Source organism: Azorhizobium doebereinerae UFLA1-100 (genome assembly GCF_000473085.1).
Lineage (GTDB): Bacteria > Pseudomonadota > Alphaproteobacteria > Rhizobiales > Xanthobacteraceae > Azorhizobium > Azorhizobium doebereinerae.
In genome coordinates this window covers 1-17283 of the sequence record NZ_AXBA01000039.1, presented here as the reverse complement: position 1 = coordinate 17283, position 17283 = coordinate 1, and the positions used below count along the sequence as shown (strand labels likewise).

At 70.5% G+C, this 17283-nt stretch carries 19 protein-coding genes; 6 read left to right on the top strand and 13 right to left on the bottom strand.

Annotated elements, in window-relative coordinates:
• Window positions 1–106 precede the first annotated feature (106 nt).
• The 3 genes from glcF to YU1_RS0122205 all read right to left on the bottom strand — a co-directional run bounded on the left by glcF (window position 107) and on the right by YU1_RS0122205 (window position 4334).
• Window positions 107–1432 (bottom strand): glycolate oxidase subunit GlcF, encoded by a 1326-nt coding sequence (gene glcF, locus YU1_RS0122215; protein ID WP_029005954.1) that lies wholly within the window; start codon window positions 1430–1432, stop codon window positions 107–109.
• Between the two features lie 90 nt (window positions 1433–1522).
• Window positions 1523–2734, bottom strand: coding sequence for a glycolate oxidase subunit GlcE (gene glcE / locus YU1_RS0122210; protein WP_029005953.1), 1212 nt, complete (start codon window positions 2732–2734; stop codon window positions 1523–1525).
• A gap of 106 nt (window positions 2735–2840) precedes the next feature.
• Window positions 2841–4334, bottom strand: coding sequence for an FAD-linked oxidase C-terminal domain-containing protein (locus YU1_RS0122205; RefSeq protein ID WP_029005952.1), 1494 nt, complete (start codon window positions 4332–4334; stop codon window positions 2841–2843).
• A 162-nt stretch (window positions 4335–4496) separates the two neighbouring features.
• Here YU1_RS0122205 and YU1_RS0122200 point away from each other — a divergent pair, with 162 nt between their 5' ends.
• From YU1_RS0122200 to YU1_RS0122190, 3 genes are all read left to right on the top strand, one after another.
• Window positions 4497–5432 carry a LysR family transcriptional regulator gene (locus YU1_RS0122200; protein WP_029005951.1) on the top strand — a complete coding sequence of 312 codons (936 nt, stop codon included), beginning with the start codon at window positions 4497–4499 and terminating at the stop codon, window positions 5430–5432.
• A 65-nt stretch (window positions 5433–5497) separates the two neighbouring features.
• Complete coding sequence (locus YU1_RS0122195; protein WP_029005950.1) at window positions 5498–6229, top strand: AzlC family ABC transporter permease; 732 nt, start codon at window positions 5498–5500, stop codon at window positions 6227–6229.
• On the top strand, window positions 6216–6524 hold the full coding sequence (locus tag YU1_RS0122190) for an AzlD family protein (RefSeq protein WP_029005949.1): 309 nt from the start codon (window positions 6216–6218) through the stop codon (window positions 6522–6524). The genes YU1_RS0122195 and YU1_RS0122190 overlap by 14 nt, the downstream gene beginning before the upstream one ends.
• 21 nt (window positions 6525–6545) lie before the next feature.
• Here the strand turns inward: YU1_RS0122190 and YU1_RS30720 are convergent, their stop codons facing one another.
• From YU1_RS30720 to YU1_RS0122160, 6 genes are all read right to left on the bottom strand, one after another.
• Window positions 6546–7274, bottom strand: a complete 729-nt coding sequence (locus YU1_RS30720) for a thioesterase domain-containing protein (protein ID WP_051357188.1) — start codon at window positions 7272–7274, stop codon at window positions 6546–6548.
• A 129-nt stretch (window positions 7275–7403) separates the two neighbouring features.
• Window positions 7404–8054: a hypothetical protein gene (locus YU1_RS0122180; protein ID WP_029005948.1), complete on the bottom strand. Its 651-nt coding sequence runs from the start codon at window positions 8052–8054 to the stop codon at window positions 7404–7406.
• Window positions 8051–8764 (bottom strand): LutC/YkgG family protein, encoded by a 714-nt coding sequence (locus tag YU1_RS0122175; protein WP_029005947.1) that lies wholly within the window; start codon window positions 8762–8764, stop codon window positions 8051–8053. Before YU1_RS0122175 ends, YU1_RS0122180 begins: the two co-directional genes overlap by 4 nt.
• Before the next feature lie 39 nt (window positions 8765–8803).
• Window positions 8804–10243 carry a LutB/LldF family L-lactate oxidation iron-sulfur protein gene (locus YU1_RS0122170; protein WP_029005946.1) on the bottom strand — a complete coding sequence of 480 codons (1440 nt, stop codon included), beginning with the start codon at window positions 10241–10243 and terminating at the stop codon, window positions 8804–8806.
• The gene (locus YU1_RS30715) at window positions 10240–11055 is read right to left on the bottom strand and encodes a (Fe-S)-binding protein (protein WP_051357186.1); all 816 of its coding nucleotides are present in this window, start codon (window positions 11053–11055) and stop codon (window positions 10240–10242) included. Before YU1_RS30715 ends, YU1_RS0122170 begins: the two co-directional genes overlap by 4 nt.
• A gap of 219 nt (window positions 11056–11274) precedes the next feature.
• Window positions 11275–11814 (bottom strand): L,D-transpeptidase family protein, encoded by a 540-nt coding sequence (locus tag YU1_RS0122160; RefSeq protein ID WP_029005945.1) that lies wholly within the window; start codon window positions 11812–11814, stop codon window positions 11275–11277.
• A 128-nt stretch (window positions 11815–11942) separates the two neighbouring features.
• Between YU1_RS0122160 and YU1_RS0122155 the strand changes: the two genes are divergently transcribed.
• Together YU1_RS0122155 and YU1_RS30710 are read left to right on the top strand one after the other, a co-directional pair.
• Complete coding sequence (locus tag YU1_RS0122155; protein WP_029005944.1) at window positions 11943–12629, top strand: response regulator transcription factor; 687 nt, start codon at window positions 11943–11945, stop codon at window positions 12627–12629.
• Window positions 12630–12657: 28 nt separating this feature from the next.
• Entirely contained in the window at window positions 12658–13170 is a 513-nt protein-coding gene (locus YU1_RS30710; protein WP_084540045.1) for a cyclic nucleotide-binding domain-containing protein, read from the top strand.
• On the opposite strand, the gene YU1_RS0122145 is transcribed toward YU1_RS30710, so the two are convergent.
• A complete protein-coding gene (locus YU1_RS0122145) occupies window positions 13167–13709 on the bottom strand; it encodes a hypothetical protein (protein WP_029005943.1) in 543 nt (180 codons plus the stop codon). The two genes, YU1_RS30710 and YU1_RS0122145, sit on opposite strands and share 4 nt — an antisense overlap.
• 38 nt (window positions 13710–13747) lie before the next feature.
• Window positions 13748–14572, bottom strand: a complete 825-nt coding sequence (locus YU1_RS0122140) for an exodeoxyribonuclease III (protein ID WP_029005942.1) — start codon at window positions 14570–14572, stop codon at window positions 13748–13750.
• Window positions 14573–14820: 248 nt separating this feature from the next.
• Here YU1_RS0122140 and YU1_RS0122135 point away from each other — a divergent pair, with 248 nt between their 5' ends.
• Window positions 14821–15000 carry a hypothetical protein gene (locus tag YU1_RS0122135; RefSeq protein WP_029005941.1) on the top strand — a complete coding sequence of 60 codons (180 nt, stop codon included), beginning with the start codon at window positions 14821–14823 and terminating at the stop codon, window positions 14998–15000.
• Window positions 15001–15036: 36 nt separating this feature from the next.
• Here the strand turns inward: YU1_RS0122135 and YU1_RS30705 are convergent, their stop codons facing one another.
• Window positions 15037–16065: an outer-membrane lipoprotein carrier protein LolA gene (locus YU1_RS30705; protein WP_245263416.1), complete on the bottom strand. Its 1029-nt coding sequence runs from the start codon at window positions 16063–16065 to the stop codon at window positions 15037–15039.
• Between the two features lie 237 nt (window positions 16066–16302).
• A partial coding sequence (locus YU1_RS30700) for a DNA translocase FtsK (RefSeq protein ID WP_035716341.1) occupies window positions 16303–17283 on the bottom strand: 981 nt, incomplete at its 5' end.

Sequence of the window (17283 nt, the reverse complement as noted above, 5' to 3'; positions counted from 1 at the left end):
GGACGCGACGGCACGGCCGCAGATAGACCCTGGCCGTCCGCGCGGGAACAAGCGGGTCGGCCAACAGACTTTTGCCCGTCCGGCAACAATGCCGGACGGATTGTTCTCAGGCGGCCACGGAACGCCCCGCGGCCGCCACCGGCGCGGGCACCGGGCCGCCGGTGGCCCAGTCCACCAGTTCCACCATGTGGACGATGGGCAGGCCCGTGCCGGAGCCGATCTGCGTCATGCAGCCGATATTGCCGGCGGCGATGATGTCCGGCGCCAGCCTCTCCAGGTTGGCCACCTTGCGGTCGCGCAGCTCTCCGGCGATCTCGCTCTGGAGCATGTTGTAGCTGCCCGCCGAGCCGCAGCAGATGTGGCTCTCCATGGGCTCGGCCACCTCGAAACCCACGGTGCGCAGCAATTGCACCGGCGTGCCCTTGATCTTCTGGCCGTGCTGGAGCGAGCAGGCGGCATGATAGGCGACCTTCCGCCCCATGGGCCTGGCCGCCTTGGGCAGGCCGAGGGTGCCGAGATATTCCGACACGTCCCTGGCGAGCGCCGAGACCCGCTTCGCCTTCTCCGCATAGGCGGGGTCGAGGCGCAGCATGTGGCCATAATCCTTGATGGTGGTGCCGCAGCCGGACACGGTGACGAGGATGGCGTCGAGGCCGCCCCGGTCCATCTCGGCGCACCAGGCGTCGATATTGGCGCGGGCCAGCGCGAGGCCCTGCTCCTCCTTGCCCATGTGGTGGACGAAGGAGCCGCAGCAGCCTTCCTTCTCCACCCGCACCACCTCCACGCCGAGGCGGTTGAGCAGGCGGATGGCGGCCTCGTCCACCTCCGGCCGCAGCACCGGCTGGGCGCAGCCGCCGAGCAGCGCCACGCGGGCGCGCCTCGGACCGGCGGCGGGGTGCACGCCGGGCTCCTCGCTCACCGAGCGGCCCTTCGGGAAGCCGGGGGCGAGGCGCAGCATGGCGGCGAGCGGCTTCAGCGGCGGGATGGCGTCGAACAGCGGCGCGAAGGGCCTGGCCAGCGCCGCGCCGGCGAGCGCCAGCCGGAAGCGCCCGCGATAGGGCATGACGGAGGCCAGCAGCGCCCGGTTCAGCCGGTCGAACAGCGGCCTCTTGTAGGTGTGCTCGATATGGGCGCGGGCATGGTCGACGAGGTGCATGTAATGCACCCCCGAGGGGCAGGTGGTCATGCAGGAGAGGCAGGACAGGCAGCGGTCCACATGCTTGACCACCTCCTGCGTCGCCGGCTGGTCGTTCTCCAGCATGTCCTTGATGAGGTAGATGCGGCCGCGCGGGCTGTCGAGCTCGTCGCCCAGCAGCACATAGGTGGGGCAGGTGGCGGTGCAGAAGCCGCAATGCACGCAGGTGCGCAGGATCTTCTCCGATTCGCAGACATGCGGATCGGCGAGCTGGGCGAGGGAGAATGTGGTCTGCATCAGTCACGGCCTCCCGTGCCGCCGCTTGTGTTTTCGCTGCACTCGATTGCTGGGGGAAGGGGGCACCCGGAAGGCGCTGAAGCGGCCATCTCACATCCCCGCATACATGCGGCCGGGGTTGAGCACGCCCCTGGGGTCGAAGCTCGCCTTCACCCGGCGCGTCAGAGCGGCAAGGCCCGCCTCCTGGGGCTGGAACACCGGCACGGCCGCCCGCTCGGCGGCGGACGCGCGCACCAGGGTGGCGTGGCCGCCATGCGGCGCCAGAGCGGCGCGCACCGCTTCCGCCTGCGACGCCTCGCCCGGCAGCAGCAGCCACACCAGCCCGCCCGCCCAGTCGCAATAGGCCTCCGCGCCGAGCGTCTCGGCCAGCTCGGCGGCGAGCGCGGGACCGGCGGACGGCGCGGTGGACAGGCGCCACACCGCCCGCTCCCCGGTGCCGGCGAACGGGCGCACGTCGCGGATGGCGCTCCAGATGGCGGCGGACGCCGCATCCTCGGCCACCTCGACGGCGCCGAACGGCATCAGCACCGAGATCAGCATGGCGCGGCGGGCGCGCACCGAGGGCTCGAAGCCTTCCAGCCGCAGCGCCACCGCCGGCACGTCCACATTCAGTTCGGGGATGCGGGCTGCAACGGGGGCCGGCAGATAGGCCGCCCCCGACACCTCGCAGGACGAGCCCATGGCCGCGCTCATGGCCCGGCCCGCCACCTCCGGCGCCACGCCGGGCAGCACCACCGTCTCCGCCATGGGCGGGCGCGGCAGCACCTTCAGCGTGAACTCGCTCAGCACCGCCAGCGTGCCGTAGGAGCCGGCGAACAGGCGGGGCAAATCGTAGCCGGTGACGTTCTTCACCACCCGCCCGCCGGACTTGAACGCCTCCGCCCGGCCCGACACCGCGCGGGCGCCCAGCGCATGGTCGCGGGCCGCGCCGTGGCTGATGCGGCGGGGGCCGGCGAGATTGCAGGCGATGACCCCGCCGAGCGTGCCCGCCGCATCAGCCGTGCCCAGCAGCGGGCCGTAGTCCAAGGGCTCGAACGCCAGCATTTGGCCGCGCGCCTGGAGCAGCGCCTCGATCTCGGCGATGGGCGTGCCCGCTTTGGCGGAGAGGATCAGCTCCTCCGGCTCATAGAGCGTGACGCCGGAGAGGCCGGAGAGGTCGAGCGTCCAGTCGGTCTGGCTCGGCCGGCCGAGGCCGCGCTTGGAGCCGCGCCCGGTCACGTCCAGCGTCTTGCCCGCCTCCAGGGCCGCGCGCACCGCCGCGACGAGCCCGGCCTCGTCCGCCACTTTCAAAACATCGGTCATGACGCGCCCTGCGCTGCACGCCATCCACGCCCCGCGAGGACGGCCTCATTTTGCGTTTTTCGCATTCTCTTCACGCGAACCGGCTCCCACTTCGCCTGAGACTGCTTCAAAAGCGGGGAAGATCGGGGAACGGCACCTGCCCGCCGCTCACATGCATGCGCCCGAGTTCGGCGCAGCGGTGCAGGGTCGGGAACACCTTGCCGGGGTTGAGCAGGCCCTCGGCGTCGAAGGCGCATTTCAGCCGCTGCTGGTGGGCGAGGTCCACCTCGTCGAACATCACCGGCATCAGGTCGCGCTTCTCGATGCCCACGCCGTGCTCGCCGGTGAGTACGCCGCCCACCTCCACGCACAGCCGCAGGATGTCGGCGCCGAAGGCTTCCGCCGCATCCATCTCGCCCTTGTTGGCGTCATAGAGGATCAGCGGGTGCAGGTTGCCGTCGCCGGCGTGGAACACGTTGGCGCACTTCAGGCCGTGCGTCTCCGACAGCTCGCGCATGCGCGCCAGGACGAGGGGCAGCGCCTTGCGCGGGATGGTGCCGTCCATGCACAGATAGTCCGGCGAGATGCGCCCCACCGCCGGGAAGGCCGCCTTGCGCCCGGCCCAGAAGCCGAGGCGCTCGTCCTCGCTGGTGGACACGCGCAGGGTGGCGGCGTTGCAGACCCGGGCGATGGCGGAGACTTCCTCCAGCAGGTGGGCGCATTCCGCCTCGGGGCCGTCCAGCTCGACGATGAGCAGCGCCTCAACATCGAGCGGATAGCCGACATTGACGAAGGCCTCGGCGGCGGCGATGGCGTCGCGGTCCATCATCTCGATGGCGGCGGGGATGATGCCGGCGGCGATGGTGCGGGCGACGCATTCGCCCGCGTCCTCGGAGGTGGGAAAGCCCACCAGCACGGCGCGGGCCATGTCCGGCTTCTTCAGGAGGCGCACGGTGACCTCGGTGACCACGCCCAGCAGCCCCTCCGAGCCGATGATGACGCTGAGCAATTCCAGCCCGCCGGCGTCCAGGTGCTTGCCGCCGAGGCGGACGATCTCGCCGGTGATGAGCACCATCTCGACGCCGAGCACGTTGTTGGTCGTCAGGCCGTATTTGAGGCAGTGCACGCCGCCGGAATTCTCGCCCACATTGCCGCCGATGGTGCAGGCGATCTGGGAGGACGGGTCGGGCGCGTAATAGAAATTCTCGTGCTCCACCGCCTTGGTGATGCCGAGGTTGGTGACCCCCGGCTGCACCACGGCGCAGCGGTTGGGAAAGTCGATGTCGAGCACGCGGTTGAACTTGCCCATGCCGAGCAGCACCGCGTCGGCGAGCGGCAGCGCGCCGCCGGAAAGCGAGGTGCCCGCGCCGCGCGGCACCACGCGGATCGTGTTCTCGTGGCAATAGCGCAGCACCTGCGCCACCTGCTCGGTGGTGGAGGGCAGCACCACGACGAGGGGCAGTTGCTTGTAGGCGGTCAGCGCGTCGGATTCATACGGGCGCATCTCCCGTTCCTGGGCGATGACCCCCTCGCCGGGCACGATGGCGCGCAGCGCGGCGATGATCTCTTCCCGGCGGGCCAGCACCCCCGCATCCGCTTCCGGCAGCCTGAGGCCCGTCATGGCGGTCGTCCCTAGAATGTTTCTCGTTACCGGCGACTATAATCGTTTCGATGCGAAAATCTGTCGTTGATTATTGCCGCTGCGGCTAAAATAAATGCAGCCATGGAAACAATGCGCCGCGATCCCGCCCCCGCCCGCCGCACCTCGCCCGAGGTGCGGCCGATGATCGGCAATCTCGCGGACCTGGAGATCTTCGCCCGCATCGTCACCGCCGGCGGCCTCTCCGCCGCCGGGCGGGAGCTGGGGCTGTCGCCGCCGGTGGTGTCCAAGCGCGTGCAGCGGCTGGAGGAGCGGCTCGGCACAAGGCTGTTCCAGCGCACCACGCGCAAGGTCACGCTGACCGAGGCGGGCCAGGGCTTCTACGACCGGGTGGTGTCGATCCTCGCCTCGGTGGAGGAGGCGGAAAGCCAGCTCGCCCGCCGCTCGTCGGAGGCGCGCGGCCTGTTGCGGGTGTCGGCCCCCACCTCGTTCGGCCGGCTGCACATCGCCCCCCATCTCGGCCCGCTGCTGGACGCCAACCCCGAGCTGACTGTGGATCTGGAACTCTCCGACGCCTTCGTCGACATCGTCGGCGACGGCTTCGACATCGCGGTCCGCATCGCGGACCTGACCGATTCCAGCCTGGTGGCGCGGCGCCTCGCCCCGGTCCACCGGGTGCTGTGCGCCACCCCGGCCTATGTCGCGCGCGCCGGCGAGCCCCTGACCTTCGCCGACCTCGCCGACCATGTGCTGCTCGCCACCCACGGCCAGGATCCCTGGCGGCTGCAAGGGCCGGACGGGCCGGTGACGCAGCGCGTGCATTCGCCGCTGCGCACCAATTCCAACGAGGTGGTGCGCGAGGCGGTGCTCGCCGGGGTCGGCATCGCGCTCCGCTCAACCTGGGACGTGGGGCCGGAGCTGAGCAGCGGCGCGCTGCAAGTGGTGCTGCCGGCCTACCGCGCCTCGCACCGGGTCGGCGTGTTCGCGGTCTATCCCTCGCGCCGCTTCCTGCCGCAGAAGGTGCGGGTGTTCATCGACCATCTCGCCGCGCTCTACGGCTCGGTGCCGCCGTGGGACGCGGGGCTGGAGCATCTGTTCGAGCCGGGGCACGGCGGCTGACGAAAACGGGTTGGCGCATGGCGTCCCCTCCGGCATAACCGCCGTTCCTCCCGCATCGGCCGCCCATGACACCTCCCTCCCCCTCGCGCGCCTCCTCCTCGCGCGTCGCCATCACCCGAGCCGGGCTCGCGGAGGGCGCGCGCACCATGATCCCCTTGATGCCGGGCCTTGCCGTCTTCGGCATGGCGTTCGGCGCGGCCGCGGCGCAGAAGGGCTTCTCACTGCTGGAGGCAAGCCTCTCCAGCGCGCTGGTCTTCGCCGGCCTCGCCCAGATGGTGGCGCTGGAAGGATGGTCCGCATACTGGACCCCCGGCGCGCTGCTGGCGCTGGCGCTGCTCACCTTCACGGTCAACATGCGCCATTTCCTGATGTCGGCGGCGATGCGGCCCTGGCTCGGGCAGTTGCCCGGCTGGCAGGCCTATCTGTCGCTGCTGCTGATGGCCGACAACAACTGGGCCGCCTCGATGCGCTACCGCACCAATGGCGGCAGCGATGCCGGCTTCTTCATCGGCTCCGGCCTCGTCACCTGGCTGGTGTGGGTGGTCTCCACCGCGGCCGGGCAGGTGATCGGCGGCGGGCTGCCGGACCCCAAGCGCTTCGCCATCGACCTCGTGGTCCCGGCCTTCTTCGTCGCCATGCTGGTGCCGAACTGGAAGGGCCGGCGGCAGGCGGTGAGCTGGGGCGTGGCGGCGGTGGTCTCAGTCGCCGCGTCCTATCTGGTGCCGGGCTGGTGGTTCATCGTCATCGGCGCCATGGCGGGCGCCATCGCCGGAGGCTATGCCGATGACAAGCGTTGATCCGCAGACGCTGCTGGCCATCCTGGTGATGGCCGCCGCCACCATGTTCAACCGCGCCAGCGGCTTCTTCCTGATGCGCCTGGTGCCGCTGACGCCGCGCGTGCACAAGATCCTGGACTGCCTGCCGGGCGCGGTGCTGGTGGCCATCGTCGCCCCCACCGCCGTGCATGGCGACCTCGCCATGGCGGCCGGCCTGCTGGCGGCGTTCGTCGTCACCAGGCTCACGCGCAGCGATTTCTTCGCCGTCCTCGCAGCGGTGGCGGTGGCGGCGGGATGGCGGGCCTTCGGGAGCTGATCCCGAGAGGCGCGCGGGCGGTCAGTGCGAGGCGGCGCTGACGGTCTCAGCCGGCGCCTGGGCGGACGCCGCGGGCGCGGGCGTGGCGGCGCCGGCCGTGGGCGCCGCAGGATCGGCGGCGGGAGCCGGCTTCGGGCGCGGCTTGGGACGGGCCAGGGCGCGCACCATGGCGATCACGTCCTGGTGCAGGGCCTCGGCCTTCTCGATATTGAAATGGTCCAGGCCCTGGGCGGCGGCGGCGTCCTCGTTGCGGTTCACCAGCGTGCCGGAAAAGCCCGGCCCGGTGGTCAGGCGCTTTCCGAAGCCGTTGTTGGACTGGTAGTAATTGACGAAGCGGCCGCCCGAGCGGCCCACCTGCGTCACCCCCACCGGATCGAAGGTCACCACCAGGCGGGGCGGAATGCCCAGCGCGGTCATGCGCTCGGCCATCTCGATGGCGGTGTCGGCGCCGAGCGAATGGCCGATGATCACCACCGGCGCCTTGCCGTTGGCGCGCGACCAGGCCACCGCATCGTCCGCCAGCTGCTGCCACTGGCCATATTCATAGACATTGGCCGAAATGCCCTTGGCCTGGAGCTTGCTGGCCAGGGTGTCGAGCCCGGTGGAGAAGACGTTGGCGAGCCCGCGCATGAGGTAGACGCGCGGCCCGGGCTGGGCGCTGGCGCTGCCGTGGGCGGCGAGGGACAGGACCACGGCCGCGAAGGCCAGGGCGAGAAGGCGCGGGAACGCGGTACGGGCGCGGAACGTCATAGGCTCACCGTCATGTGTCCGTCGTTTTCTGACGACATTTGCTGTCGTGAGCAACGCCGAACATCCCGATCGGTCCCCGCGCGGCCGTCCCCCCGGTGCGTTTTTCCCCCCAAGCGTGGCGCCGGCGCATCACTCCCGGTGAATTGACGCTGCGGCGCTCGGGTGCCACAGCGGCCGGTATCCGGCGGCCAGGGCATGCAGCACGGCGGGCGGGGTGAGCACCTGCACCGTCTCCTGCGGTCCGGGGCCGCCGGCCATCGCGTGCCAGCCGGAGAAGCTCCAGCGCAGCAGGTGCCCCTCCTTCACCGCCACCGGCCCCTCGGGGGTCTCGAACACGGCGCCGTCGGGCAGGTCCGCCAGCCGGCGCGGATGCAGGCGGCGGCGGGTGCCGTTGAGCCGCTCGGCATGCAGGCGCCGGTCCATCTCGCCGGCGCCCGGCGGCAGCGTGCCCTCGCCCTTGGCCCAGGCGGCGGCGAAGGCCTCGGCGGCGGCGCGGCGGCACTGGAAGCACGGCCGGTGGCCGGCGGCGAAGGCCACCACCTCGTCGAGGAAGAACAGTTCCGTATAGCCCTCGCCCATCACCGCCCGGCGGCGGTCGCGGAAGGTGAGCGCGCAGCAGATCCACTGCCGCGACACCCAGGCCCGCCCGGTGAGCGTGCGGGTGCGCGGATCGTGGATGCGCCCGCCGCGATTGCCCATCAGCAGCCCGCGCGCCGGATGGGCGGCGATGGCGCCGAACGGATCGACGCGGTTGCGCAGCGGCCCGATCGCGCCGCTCACGCCTCGCCCGCCGGCATCTCGCCCACCAGCAGGACGTGCAGGCTGCGCGGCCCGTGCGCGCCGAGCAGCAGCGTCTGCTCGATGTCGGCCGAGCGCGACGGCCCGGTGATCCAGTTGACCGTGCGCGGCAGCGTGCCCGGCCCGTAGGCGGCGCGGATGCGCGTCCACACCTCCTCATAGGTGCCGGTCACGTCGCGGGCGTCCACCACCACCAGGTGATGGTCCGGCAGCAGGTTGAGGGTGGAGGGATTGTCCGGCCCGGACAGCATCACCACCGTGCCCGATTCGGCGATGCCGGCGAAGGCGTGGGACAGGCCAGCCAATTGCCGGCCGTCGGAGGGGCCGATCCACACGTCGAGCGCGGGCTCGTCCTGCCAGGGCAGGCCGGCGAGGCGTGGGTCGGCGCCGCGCAGGATGCTCATGGGCAGGTTGCGCGCGCGCAGATAGGCGGCGACCGCGCCCGGTACGGCGGCGGCGTCCGGCAGATGGACGAGCGTCGCCGCCGCCGCCTCCACCATGGCCTTGAACAAGGCGATCTGCTCGTCCGCCGGCAGCTGGGCGCGGGCGGGGATGACGCCTTCCGGATGGCCGGCGATGCGATCGGCCACCGCCTGGCGGCGGGGCGCCTCGGCGCCATTGACCCCGAGGGCCCGGCGGACGGATGCGAACACCACGTCGCGGGAGGAATGGTCTGAAGAAGAGGAAGTCACTTGCGCGCTTCTCCGGATGAGGGAAACCAGCGCGCCCGCTTAGCGGGCGGACTTTTGGGCGGATGTGCGGGCGGCCCACTGGGCCTGGAAGGTGCCGCCCTCGGGGGCGGGAAACTCGCGATACTGCGTCCAGCCGCCGGCGAGCGGCAGCTTGGAGAAGCGGCCGCGCGCCTTGCCGGCCAGCGCCAGCACGGCCATGGCGGCGCGCGTCGCCGGCCGGTAGAGCCAGCCGCGCCGGGCGAAGAAGGCCCAGAACGCCAGCCCATAGCGCTGCGTCGCGGGGGTGAGGTGGCGCTCGAACTCCTTCTCGCGCCAGTTGCGCATCAGCTTCGGCAGCGGGATGCGCACCGGGCACACCTGTTCGCAGCGGCCGCAGAAGGTGGAGGCGTTGGGCAGGTTGCGGCCCTTCTCGATGCCGATCAGCGAGGGGGTCAGCACCGCGCCCATGGGGCCGGGATAGACCCAGCCATACGCATGCCCGCCCACCGCGTGATAGACCGGGCAATGGTTCATGCAGGCGCCGCAGCGGATGCAGCGGAGCATCTCGCGGAACTGCCCGGCCAGCATGCCGGAGCGGCCGTTGTCCAGGATCACCACGTGGTACTCGCCCGGCCCGTCGAGGTCGTCGGCGCGGCGCGGGCCAGTGGAGAAGGTGGTGTAGACGCTCATCTCCTGGCCGGTGGCCGAGCGCGCCAGCACGCGCAGGAGCTGGCTCACGTCCTCCAGCGTCGGCACCAGCTTCTCCAGCGAGGCGAGCACGATGTGCGCCTTCGGCAGGGTCTGGGTGAGGTCGCCGTTGCCCTCGTTGGTGACGATGATCGAGGTGCCGGTTTCCGCCACCAGGAAGTTGGCCCCGGTGATGCCCACGTCGGCGGCGAGGAAGCGCTCGCGCAGCTTGCCGCGCGCTTCCGCCAGCAGGGCGGTGGGCTCGGACAGGTTGCGCTCCGGCGGCAGGTCCGCATGCACCCGGCGGAAGTCCGCCTCCACCTGCTCCTTGTTGAGGTGGATGGCGGGGGCGATGATGTGGGACGGTCCCTCGCCGCGGATCTGGATGAGGTATTCGCCGAGATCGGTCTCCACCGGCTCGATGCCGTTGGCTTCCAGATGGTCGTTGAGCGCGATCTCCTCGGAGATCATGCTCTTGCCCTTGGTAACCGTCTTCGCCCCGAGCTGGCGGCAGATGTCGAGCACGATGTCGCGCGCCTGCGCCGCGTCCACGGCGAAATGCACATGGCCGCCGGCCGCGCGCGCCTTGGTCTCGAAGCGCTCCAGATAGAGGTCGAGATGGGCCAGCGTGTGGTTCTTGATGTCCCGCGCGCTGTCGCGCAGCGCCTTGAACTCCGGCAGCTTGTCGGCGGCGGCGGCGCGCTTGCCGATGAAGCCCGGCCCCACCTTGGCGAGGGCCTGTTGCAGCGGCGCGTCGGCGAGCGCCTTGCGGGCGTTGGCCTTGAAATCGGGCGAGGTGATGTGGACGCTCACGGCTTCCTCCCCTGCCCGGCTTCGCCGAGGCCCGCGGCGCTCGGGCGCGGCTGGCCGATGGGCGGCGTGTCGCCGATCCCGGCCAGCACCTCGGCCACGTGCCGCACGCGGATGGAGCGGCCTTCGCGCTGGAGCTTGCCGGCCATGTTCATGAGGCAGCCGAGATCGCCCGCCAGCAGCGTATCGGCGCCGCTGGCGACGATGTTGGCCGCCTTCTTCTCCACGATGGCGTTGGAGACGTCGGGATATTTCACGCAGAAGGTGCCGCCGAAGCCGCAGCACACGTCGCTGTCCGGCATCTCCGCCAGGGTCAGGCCGGCGACGCTCGCCAGCAGCTGGCGCGGCTGCGCCTGGATGCCCAGCTCGCGCAGGCCCGAGCAGCTGTCGTGATAGGTCACCGTGCCCTCATAGGCGGCGGCCACATGGGTCACGCCGCGCACGTCGGCGAGGAAGGAGACCAGCTCGAACACCTTGGCGCAGAAGCGCTCCACCCGGGGCATCCAGTCCGGCTCGCCGACGAACAGCTCGGGATAATGGGTCTTGATCATGCCGGCGCAGGAGCCGGAGGGGGCGACCACGTAGTCGAAGGTCTCGAAGGCCGTGATCATCTGCTCGGCCAGCGCCCGCGTGGTGGCGCGGTCACCGGAATTGAACGCCGGCTGGCCGCAGCAGGTCTGGCGCGGCACGCTCACCGCGCAACCGGCGGCCTCCAGCAGGCGCACGGCGGCAAAGCCGACGCTCGGCCGCATGGTGTCCACCAGACATGTGACGAAAAGCCCGACGGAGACGGGGCTCTGCTCTCTCATGGACATCGGACAGGCGTCATCCCTAGGGCCTGAGGCAGCGGGAAGGAGCCTCGCGCGGACGGCCGGGGCGCGGGCGGCGCGCGATCAAGGCGCTGCCCTTTTCCGGCTGGCCGGGACGGCTGATTTCCGCATCGACGCGCCGGGCCTCTGCGGACCCTGGCGCGATGCGGTTTATATCATTGGATTTTCTCCAATGAAAAGTGAAGCGGTGGACACCGCCTCACGTCACGAAATGATGATGCGCGTGCCGGGCCCAAGCCCTGTAAGGAGGCGGCGCAGGTCGGCGGGCTTGAGCGCGACGCATCCCTCGGTCGGCCGGTAGCCCGGCCGCGCCAGATGGATGAACACCGCCGAGCCGCGTCCCTTCACCCGGGGGCGGGTGTTGTGGTCGATCACGAGCAGGAGGTCATAGAGCCCATCATCCCGCCACAGGCGTTCGTGGGAGGCCGGAAACGGCAGCGCGACGGGGCGATTGTAGCGCCGGTCTTGAGGATCGTCGCACCAGCCGTCCGCCGGGCGGATGGCGGCCACCGGAAGCCGCGTCAGCGGCCGCGCCACCCGGTCGGCGCGGTAGAGCACCCGCACCGGGTGCCAGACGCCCGCGGGCGTGCGGCCGTCCCCCTCGCGCTTGTCGAAGCCGATCCCGCCCCGGCCCAAGGCCACGGCAAGGGTGCGGCCCGCCACGCTCAGCACGCCGCGATGGCGGCCGCCGGGCAGGCGGCGCACGGCGATCTTCGAGATCCCCACAGGAAGTTGCCGGGTCATATTTACTATAATACCCCTAGCGCCCAGTTTAGCTGGGCAAATTTGCGCGAATCCCTGAGCGTGATGTACTTGCGCGATTCGCGTGCCCGCAAGCCCCGCAAGGGGCGACCAGGGTAACGGAGGTTTGCATGGCGAATGCGTGGAAGATCCTGGTGGTCGAGGACGACCCGGAACTGCGCGACGCGCTGATCGAGCAGCTCGCGCTACAGGACGAGTTCGAGGCCATTCCCGCCGGCAGCGCGCAGGAAGCGCTGGATGCCGCCAAGAACGGGGCGGTGGACCTCGTCATCATGGATGTCGGCCTGCCGGACATGGACGGCCGCGACGCCGTGCGCCAGATGCGCCGCAACGGCTTCAAGGCGCCCATCATCATGCTGACCGGGCACGACACCGACAGCGACACCATTCTCGGCCTGGAGGCCGGGGCGAACGACTATATCGCCAAGCCGTTCCGCTTCGCCGTGCTGCTGGCCCGCCTGCGGGCGCAGATGCGCAGCCACGAGGCCAGCGAGGACGCGGTGTTCGCCATCGGCCCGTACAGCTTCCGCCCCGGCGCGAAGATGCTGCTGACCGACCGCGGCTCGAAGATCCGCCTCACCGAGAAGGAAACCGCGATCCTGCGCTATCTCTACCGCGCCGGCAAAAGCCCGGTGGCGCGCGAGACCCTGCTGCAGGAAGTGTGGGGCTACAATTCCGGCGTGACCACCCACACGCTGGAGACCCACATCTACCGGCTGCGCCAGAAGATCGAGCCCGACCCCTCCAACCCCACCCTGCTCGCCACCCAGGCCGGGGGCTACAAGCTCGTCCCGTGATCCCGCCCGCCACCCTCAGGAGCCGCGCGTGAGCCTCGACCAGGATGTGGTGCTCCTCCAGGGCGTGCCCACCTTCAAGGTGCTGGCGCCCGAGGCGCTGCGCATCCTGGCGATCAGCGCCGAGCAGCAGCGCCTGCGCCCGGGCGAGGTGCTGTTCCAGGCCGGGGACGCGGCCGACTGCGGCTATGTGGTGGCCGCCGGCCGGCTGGAGGTGTTCTCCGGCAGCCCCGGCAAGCGGCGCGGCACGCTGGAGGCGCTGCCCGGCGCGTTGATCGGCGAGACGGCGCTGCTGCTCGACCGGCCGCGCCCCGCCACGGCGGCGGCGGTGGAAGCTTCCACCGTCATGCGCATCCCGCGCACCACCTTCCTGCGGGTGCTGGAAAGCTTCCCCGAGGCGGCGGTGGAGATGCGCCAGGCCTTCGCGCAGCGGGTGGACGCGCTGATGCGCGCGCTCGACACCGTGCGCGACCGGCTGGAGACGCCCATCCGCCCGGCGCGTCGCGGCCCGCCGCAGGCGCCCGGCAAGCCGCCGCAGCGCTAGGGCTCGCCCGCGATCACCAGCCAGGCGCCGGCGATGGGTCGGCCGTTCTCCGGCGGGAAGCCGGCTCCGGCGAAAACCCGCAGATCCTCGATCACCGCAACCACACGGGCGCGGCTGTCCAGAAAAGCGATGTCGCGCGTGCCCCGGGCAAGGGGCGCCGCGAGATTGATGCAGCCGGTGCTGGCCAGGAAGCCATGACCAGGATGGATCAGGATCTCGGTGCGGTTGCCGGTCCCGTCCACCGCCAGCGCCGGCTTCGGCGTCCGGCCGGGATCCTCGCCGGCGCAATGACCGAAGGTGACATAGTCGCGGCCGGCCTGGGTGGCCAGGGGATAGGCGCCGGCCTCCAGCCGCCGGCCGTTCCCCATCACCCTGTTGTCGCCCGGCCCGTGCGGCTCGGCGGACATGCCGGCGAGCCCGGGCTGCGCCACGCCGGCGTGGAAGACCTGATAGAGGCCGACGGTCCGCAGCCGCCCGCCACGCCGCTGCACGCGGCGGCGCTCGATGCGCAATTCCCAGCCCCGGCCTGCGGTCTCCATGGTTCCTCCATGGTTGCGGCACGCGCCGCTCCGCGCCCTCAGATGTCGAACGTCACCGCCACCGGCACGTGGTCGGAGGGCTTCTCCCAGGAGCGCGCCTCCTTCAGCACGGTCATCGCGCGGGCCTTGGGCGCGAGGCCGCGGCTTGACCACACATGGTCCAGCCGCCGGCCGCGGTCGTTCACGGTGTAGTCGGGCGAGCGGTAGCTCCACCAGGTGAACAGCTTCTCCGCCGGCGGGATGAAATTGCGCATCACGTCCACCCACGGCCCCGCCGCCTGGAAGCGGTTCAGCAGGTCCACCTCCACCGGCGTGTGGCTGACCACGGACAGCAGCTGCTTGTGGTTCCACACGTCGGTTTCCAGCGGGGCGATGTTGAGGTCGCCCACCAGGATGGCGTGCGCATCCGCCGGCCGGCCGGCCTCGGTGAGGCGCTCCCAGGCGATGGCCTCGTCCAGGAAGGCGAGCTTGTGGGCGAACTTCGGATTGATCTCCGGGTCCGGCTCGTCGCCGCCCGCCGGCACGTAGAAATTATGGATGGTGACCGGGGCCGCCAGCCCCGCCGTGCCGCCCAGCGTCACGGCGATGTGCCGGGCATCGCCCTTGCCGCAGAACTCCTGCTTCTCGATCGCCTCGAACGGGCGCTTGGAGAAGGTGGCGACGCCGTGCCAGCCCTTCTGCCCGTTGAGCGCGATATGCGGGAAGCCGAGTTCGCGGACGGCGGCGAGCGGGAATTTATCGTCCTGGCACTTGGTTTCCTGAAGGCACAGCACGTCCGGCTTGAGGCGCTCCACGGTCTCCTTGACGATGTCGAGACGGATGCGGACGGAATTGATGTTCCAGGTGCAGACGGTGAGCGGCAAGGCACGACCCGGGGCGGGAGGGGGGACATCCTGACTAGCCCTTCGGGCGCCCGGAGGGCAAGGTTTTCGGGATTGGCGGGTTCAAAACGGTGAGCGGCGGTGCCAGACCGCGAATTCAGGACCTCCGAACAAGGAGCTTTCGAATCCGCCATTCCAGGATCGCCCCGCCACTTTTGAGACCCGGAAAATGGGACGCGCCTTCAAAGAGGTCGCCAAAGGAGCTATTTCAAAATCAGGAGAGTCATTTCATGACCGACGAGCAGCGCCGCACCGCGATCAAGAAGCTGATCAAGGACTACACGGACAAGATCACCGTGAGCAAAGAAGCTGCACGCGCCGCTCTCATTGCCGAAGGCATCTATACCGAGAGCGGCGACTTGCGGCCCGAGTACGGCGGCCCCGGCAAGAAATCCAAGTCTGCGGCTTGAGCCGTCTCGCGACATCTCTTATCCGCCACCGCCCGCCTATTGCAGCATGCGCTCGAAATTGATGTTGAACAGGCGCGGATCGGGCTGCTGGGTGTAGTTCAGCTTCGAGACCGCCACCGAGGTGTCGTAGCCCTGCGGGTCGGTCACGATCCACTGCCGCAGCTGGTAGTCCTTGGCGTCGAACATGATCAGCAGGCGGTAGGTGCCCATCATCGGCACCTGCTCCTGCATCACCACCGAGATGTAGAGATTGTCCTGGTACACCCCGACCACATTGGGGTTGCGGGACAGGTCGATGCGATCCGCCAGCAGGAAGCGCAGCGGGGTCTGCGCCAAAGGCGTGACGTCCTGCGTGTTCAGCTTGCGGTCGCGCACCGCCACCGACTGGCCGTTGGAGATCAGCTCGATCTGCGTCGGGGCATTGTATTCGAACCGCACGCGGCCGGGCTTCTGCATGTAGAAGTCGCCGGTCTTGCGGGTGCCGTCAGCGTCCACCTGCACGAAGGTGCCCACCAGGGTCTGCACCGAATTCCAATAGGCCGAGAGCTTGTCCACCGTGGCGATGTCGGCGCGGCCGAGATCGCCCTGGGCGGGCGCGGGGGCGACCGCAGGGGTCTGCACCGGCCCGCGCGGCGCCGCCACCTGGGCGGGCGCGGCCGGGCGCGGCTGGTCGGCGGAGGCCGGGCGCTGCGTCGGCAGCGGCACGGCGGCCTGAACCGCCGGCGGCGCGGCGGGAGTCTGGGCGGCAGGAGTCTGGGCGGCAGGGATTTGGGCAGAGGGAGCCTGGGCCGCGGGCGCCTGGGCGGCCGGCGCGGCGGCGCGCGGCGCCGGCGGCGGCGGCGGGGCCAGCGGCTGCGGCGAGAACAGGAGCGAACCGGACGACTGCCCGCCCGCCGCGCCCGGAATCTCCCCCGGCGGCAGCAGGATGCCCTGGGCCCAGGCACCCGGCGCCAGGGCACCCGGCAGCAGGGCGCCCGGCGCGGCCGCCATGCCGAGGAGAAGCGCGAGGGAGAGGGCAAGGCGGCGGGGCATCATGGGTATCCGGCAGAAGCGCGAATCACGCATGTCGCGCACATCCCCGCTTTATACGTCGCATTGTTAGCGCTTGGTTCCCACGATGACCCTGCCGGAACGCCCGGCCCGTTCATGCGCTGCGCAACCCAGCATCGGAAAGGCTTCACTGTCCGGCCCGCAAATGCAAGCCGCACAACGGGGCTCTAGCTGTTCCCTATGGCGATCCTGTGTCCGCCTGCCGCACCGCACGCGGGCGTGAGCGGGGGCGAACCGGCCGCTGCGGCGGGGCTATTCCGCCGCCTCGTCGGACAGCAGGATCTCCCGCTTGCCGGCATGGTTGGGGGCGCCGACCACGCCCTCCTTCTCCATCCGCTCCACCAGCGAGGCGGCGCGGTTGTAGCCGATCTGGAGCCGGCGCTGGATATAGGAGGTGGAGCATTTCTTGTCGCGCATCACCACCGCCACGGCCTGCGAATAGAGGTCCTGCCCCTCCTCGCCGAACGCGCCCTTGTCGAACACCGCGCCGTCCTCGCCGCCGTCCTCGTCCATGTCGGCGGTGACCGCGTCCACATAGTCCGGCACGCCCTGGGCCTTCAGGTGCCGCACCACGCGCTCCACCTCCTCGTCGGAGACGAACGGGCCGTGCACGCGGCTGATGCGGCCGCCCCCCGCCATGTAGAGCATGTCGCCCTGGCCGAGCAGCTGCTCGGCGCCCATCTCGCCCAGGATCGTCCGGCTGTCGATCTTCGAGGTCACCTGGAACGAGATGCGGGTGGGGAAATTGGCCTTGATGGTGCCGGTGATGACATCCACGGACGGGCGCTGCGTCGCCATCACCAGGTGGATGCCGGCGGCGCGGGCCATCTGCGCCAAGCGCTGGATGGCGCCTTCGATATCCTTGCCGGCGGTGAGCATGAGGTCGGCCATCTCGTCGACGATGACGACGATGTAGGGCAGCGGCCCCAGCTCCATCTCCTCGCGCTCATAGATGGCTTCGCCGGTCTCGTGGTCGAAGCCGGTCTGCACCGTGCGGGCGAGCGATTCGCCCTTCTTCTGGGCGTCGGAGACGCGGGCATTGAAGCCGTCGATGTTGCGCACGCCCAGCTTCGACATCTTCTTGTAGCGGTCCTCCATCTCCCGCACCGCCCATTTGAGGGCCACCACCGCCTTCTTGGGATCGGTGACCACCGGGGCGAGGAGATGGGGAATGCCGTCATAGACGGACAGTTCCAGCATCTTGGGATCCACCATGATCAGGCGGCACTGCTC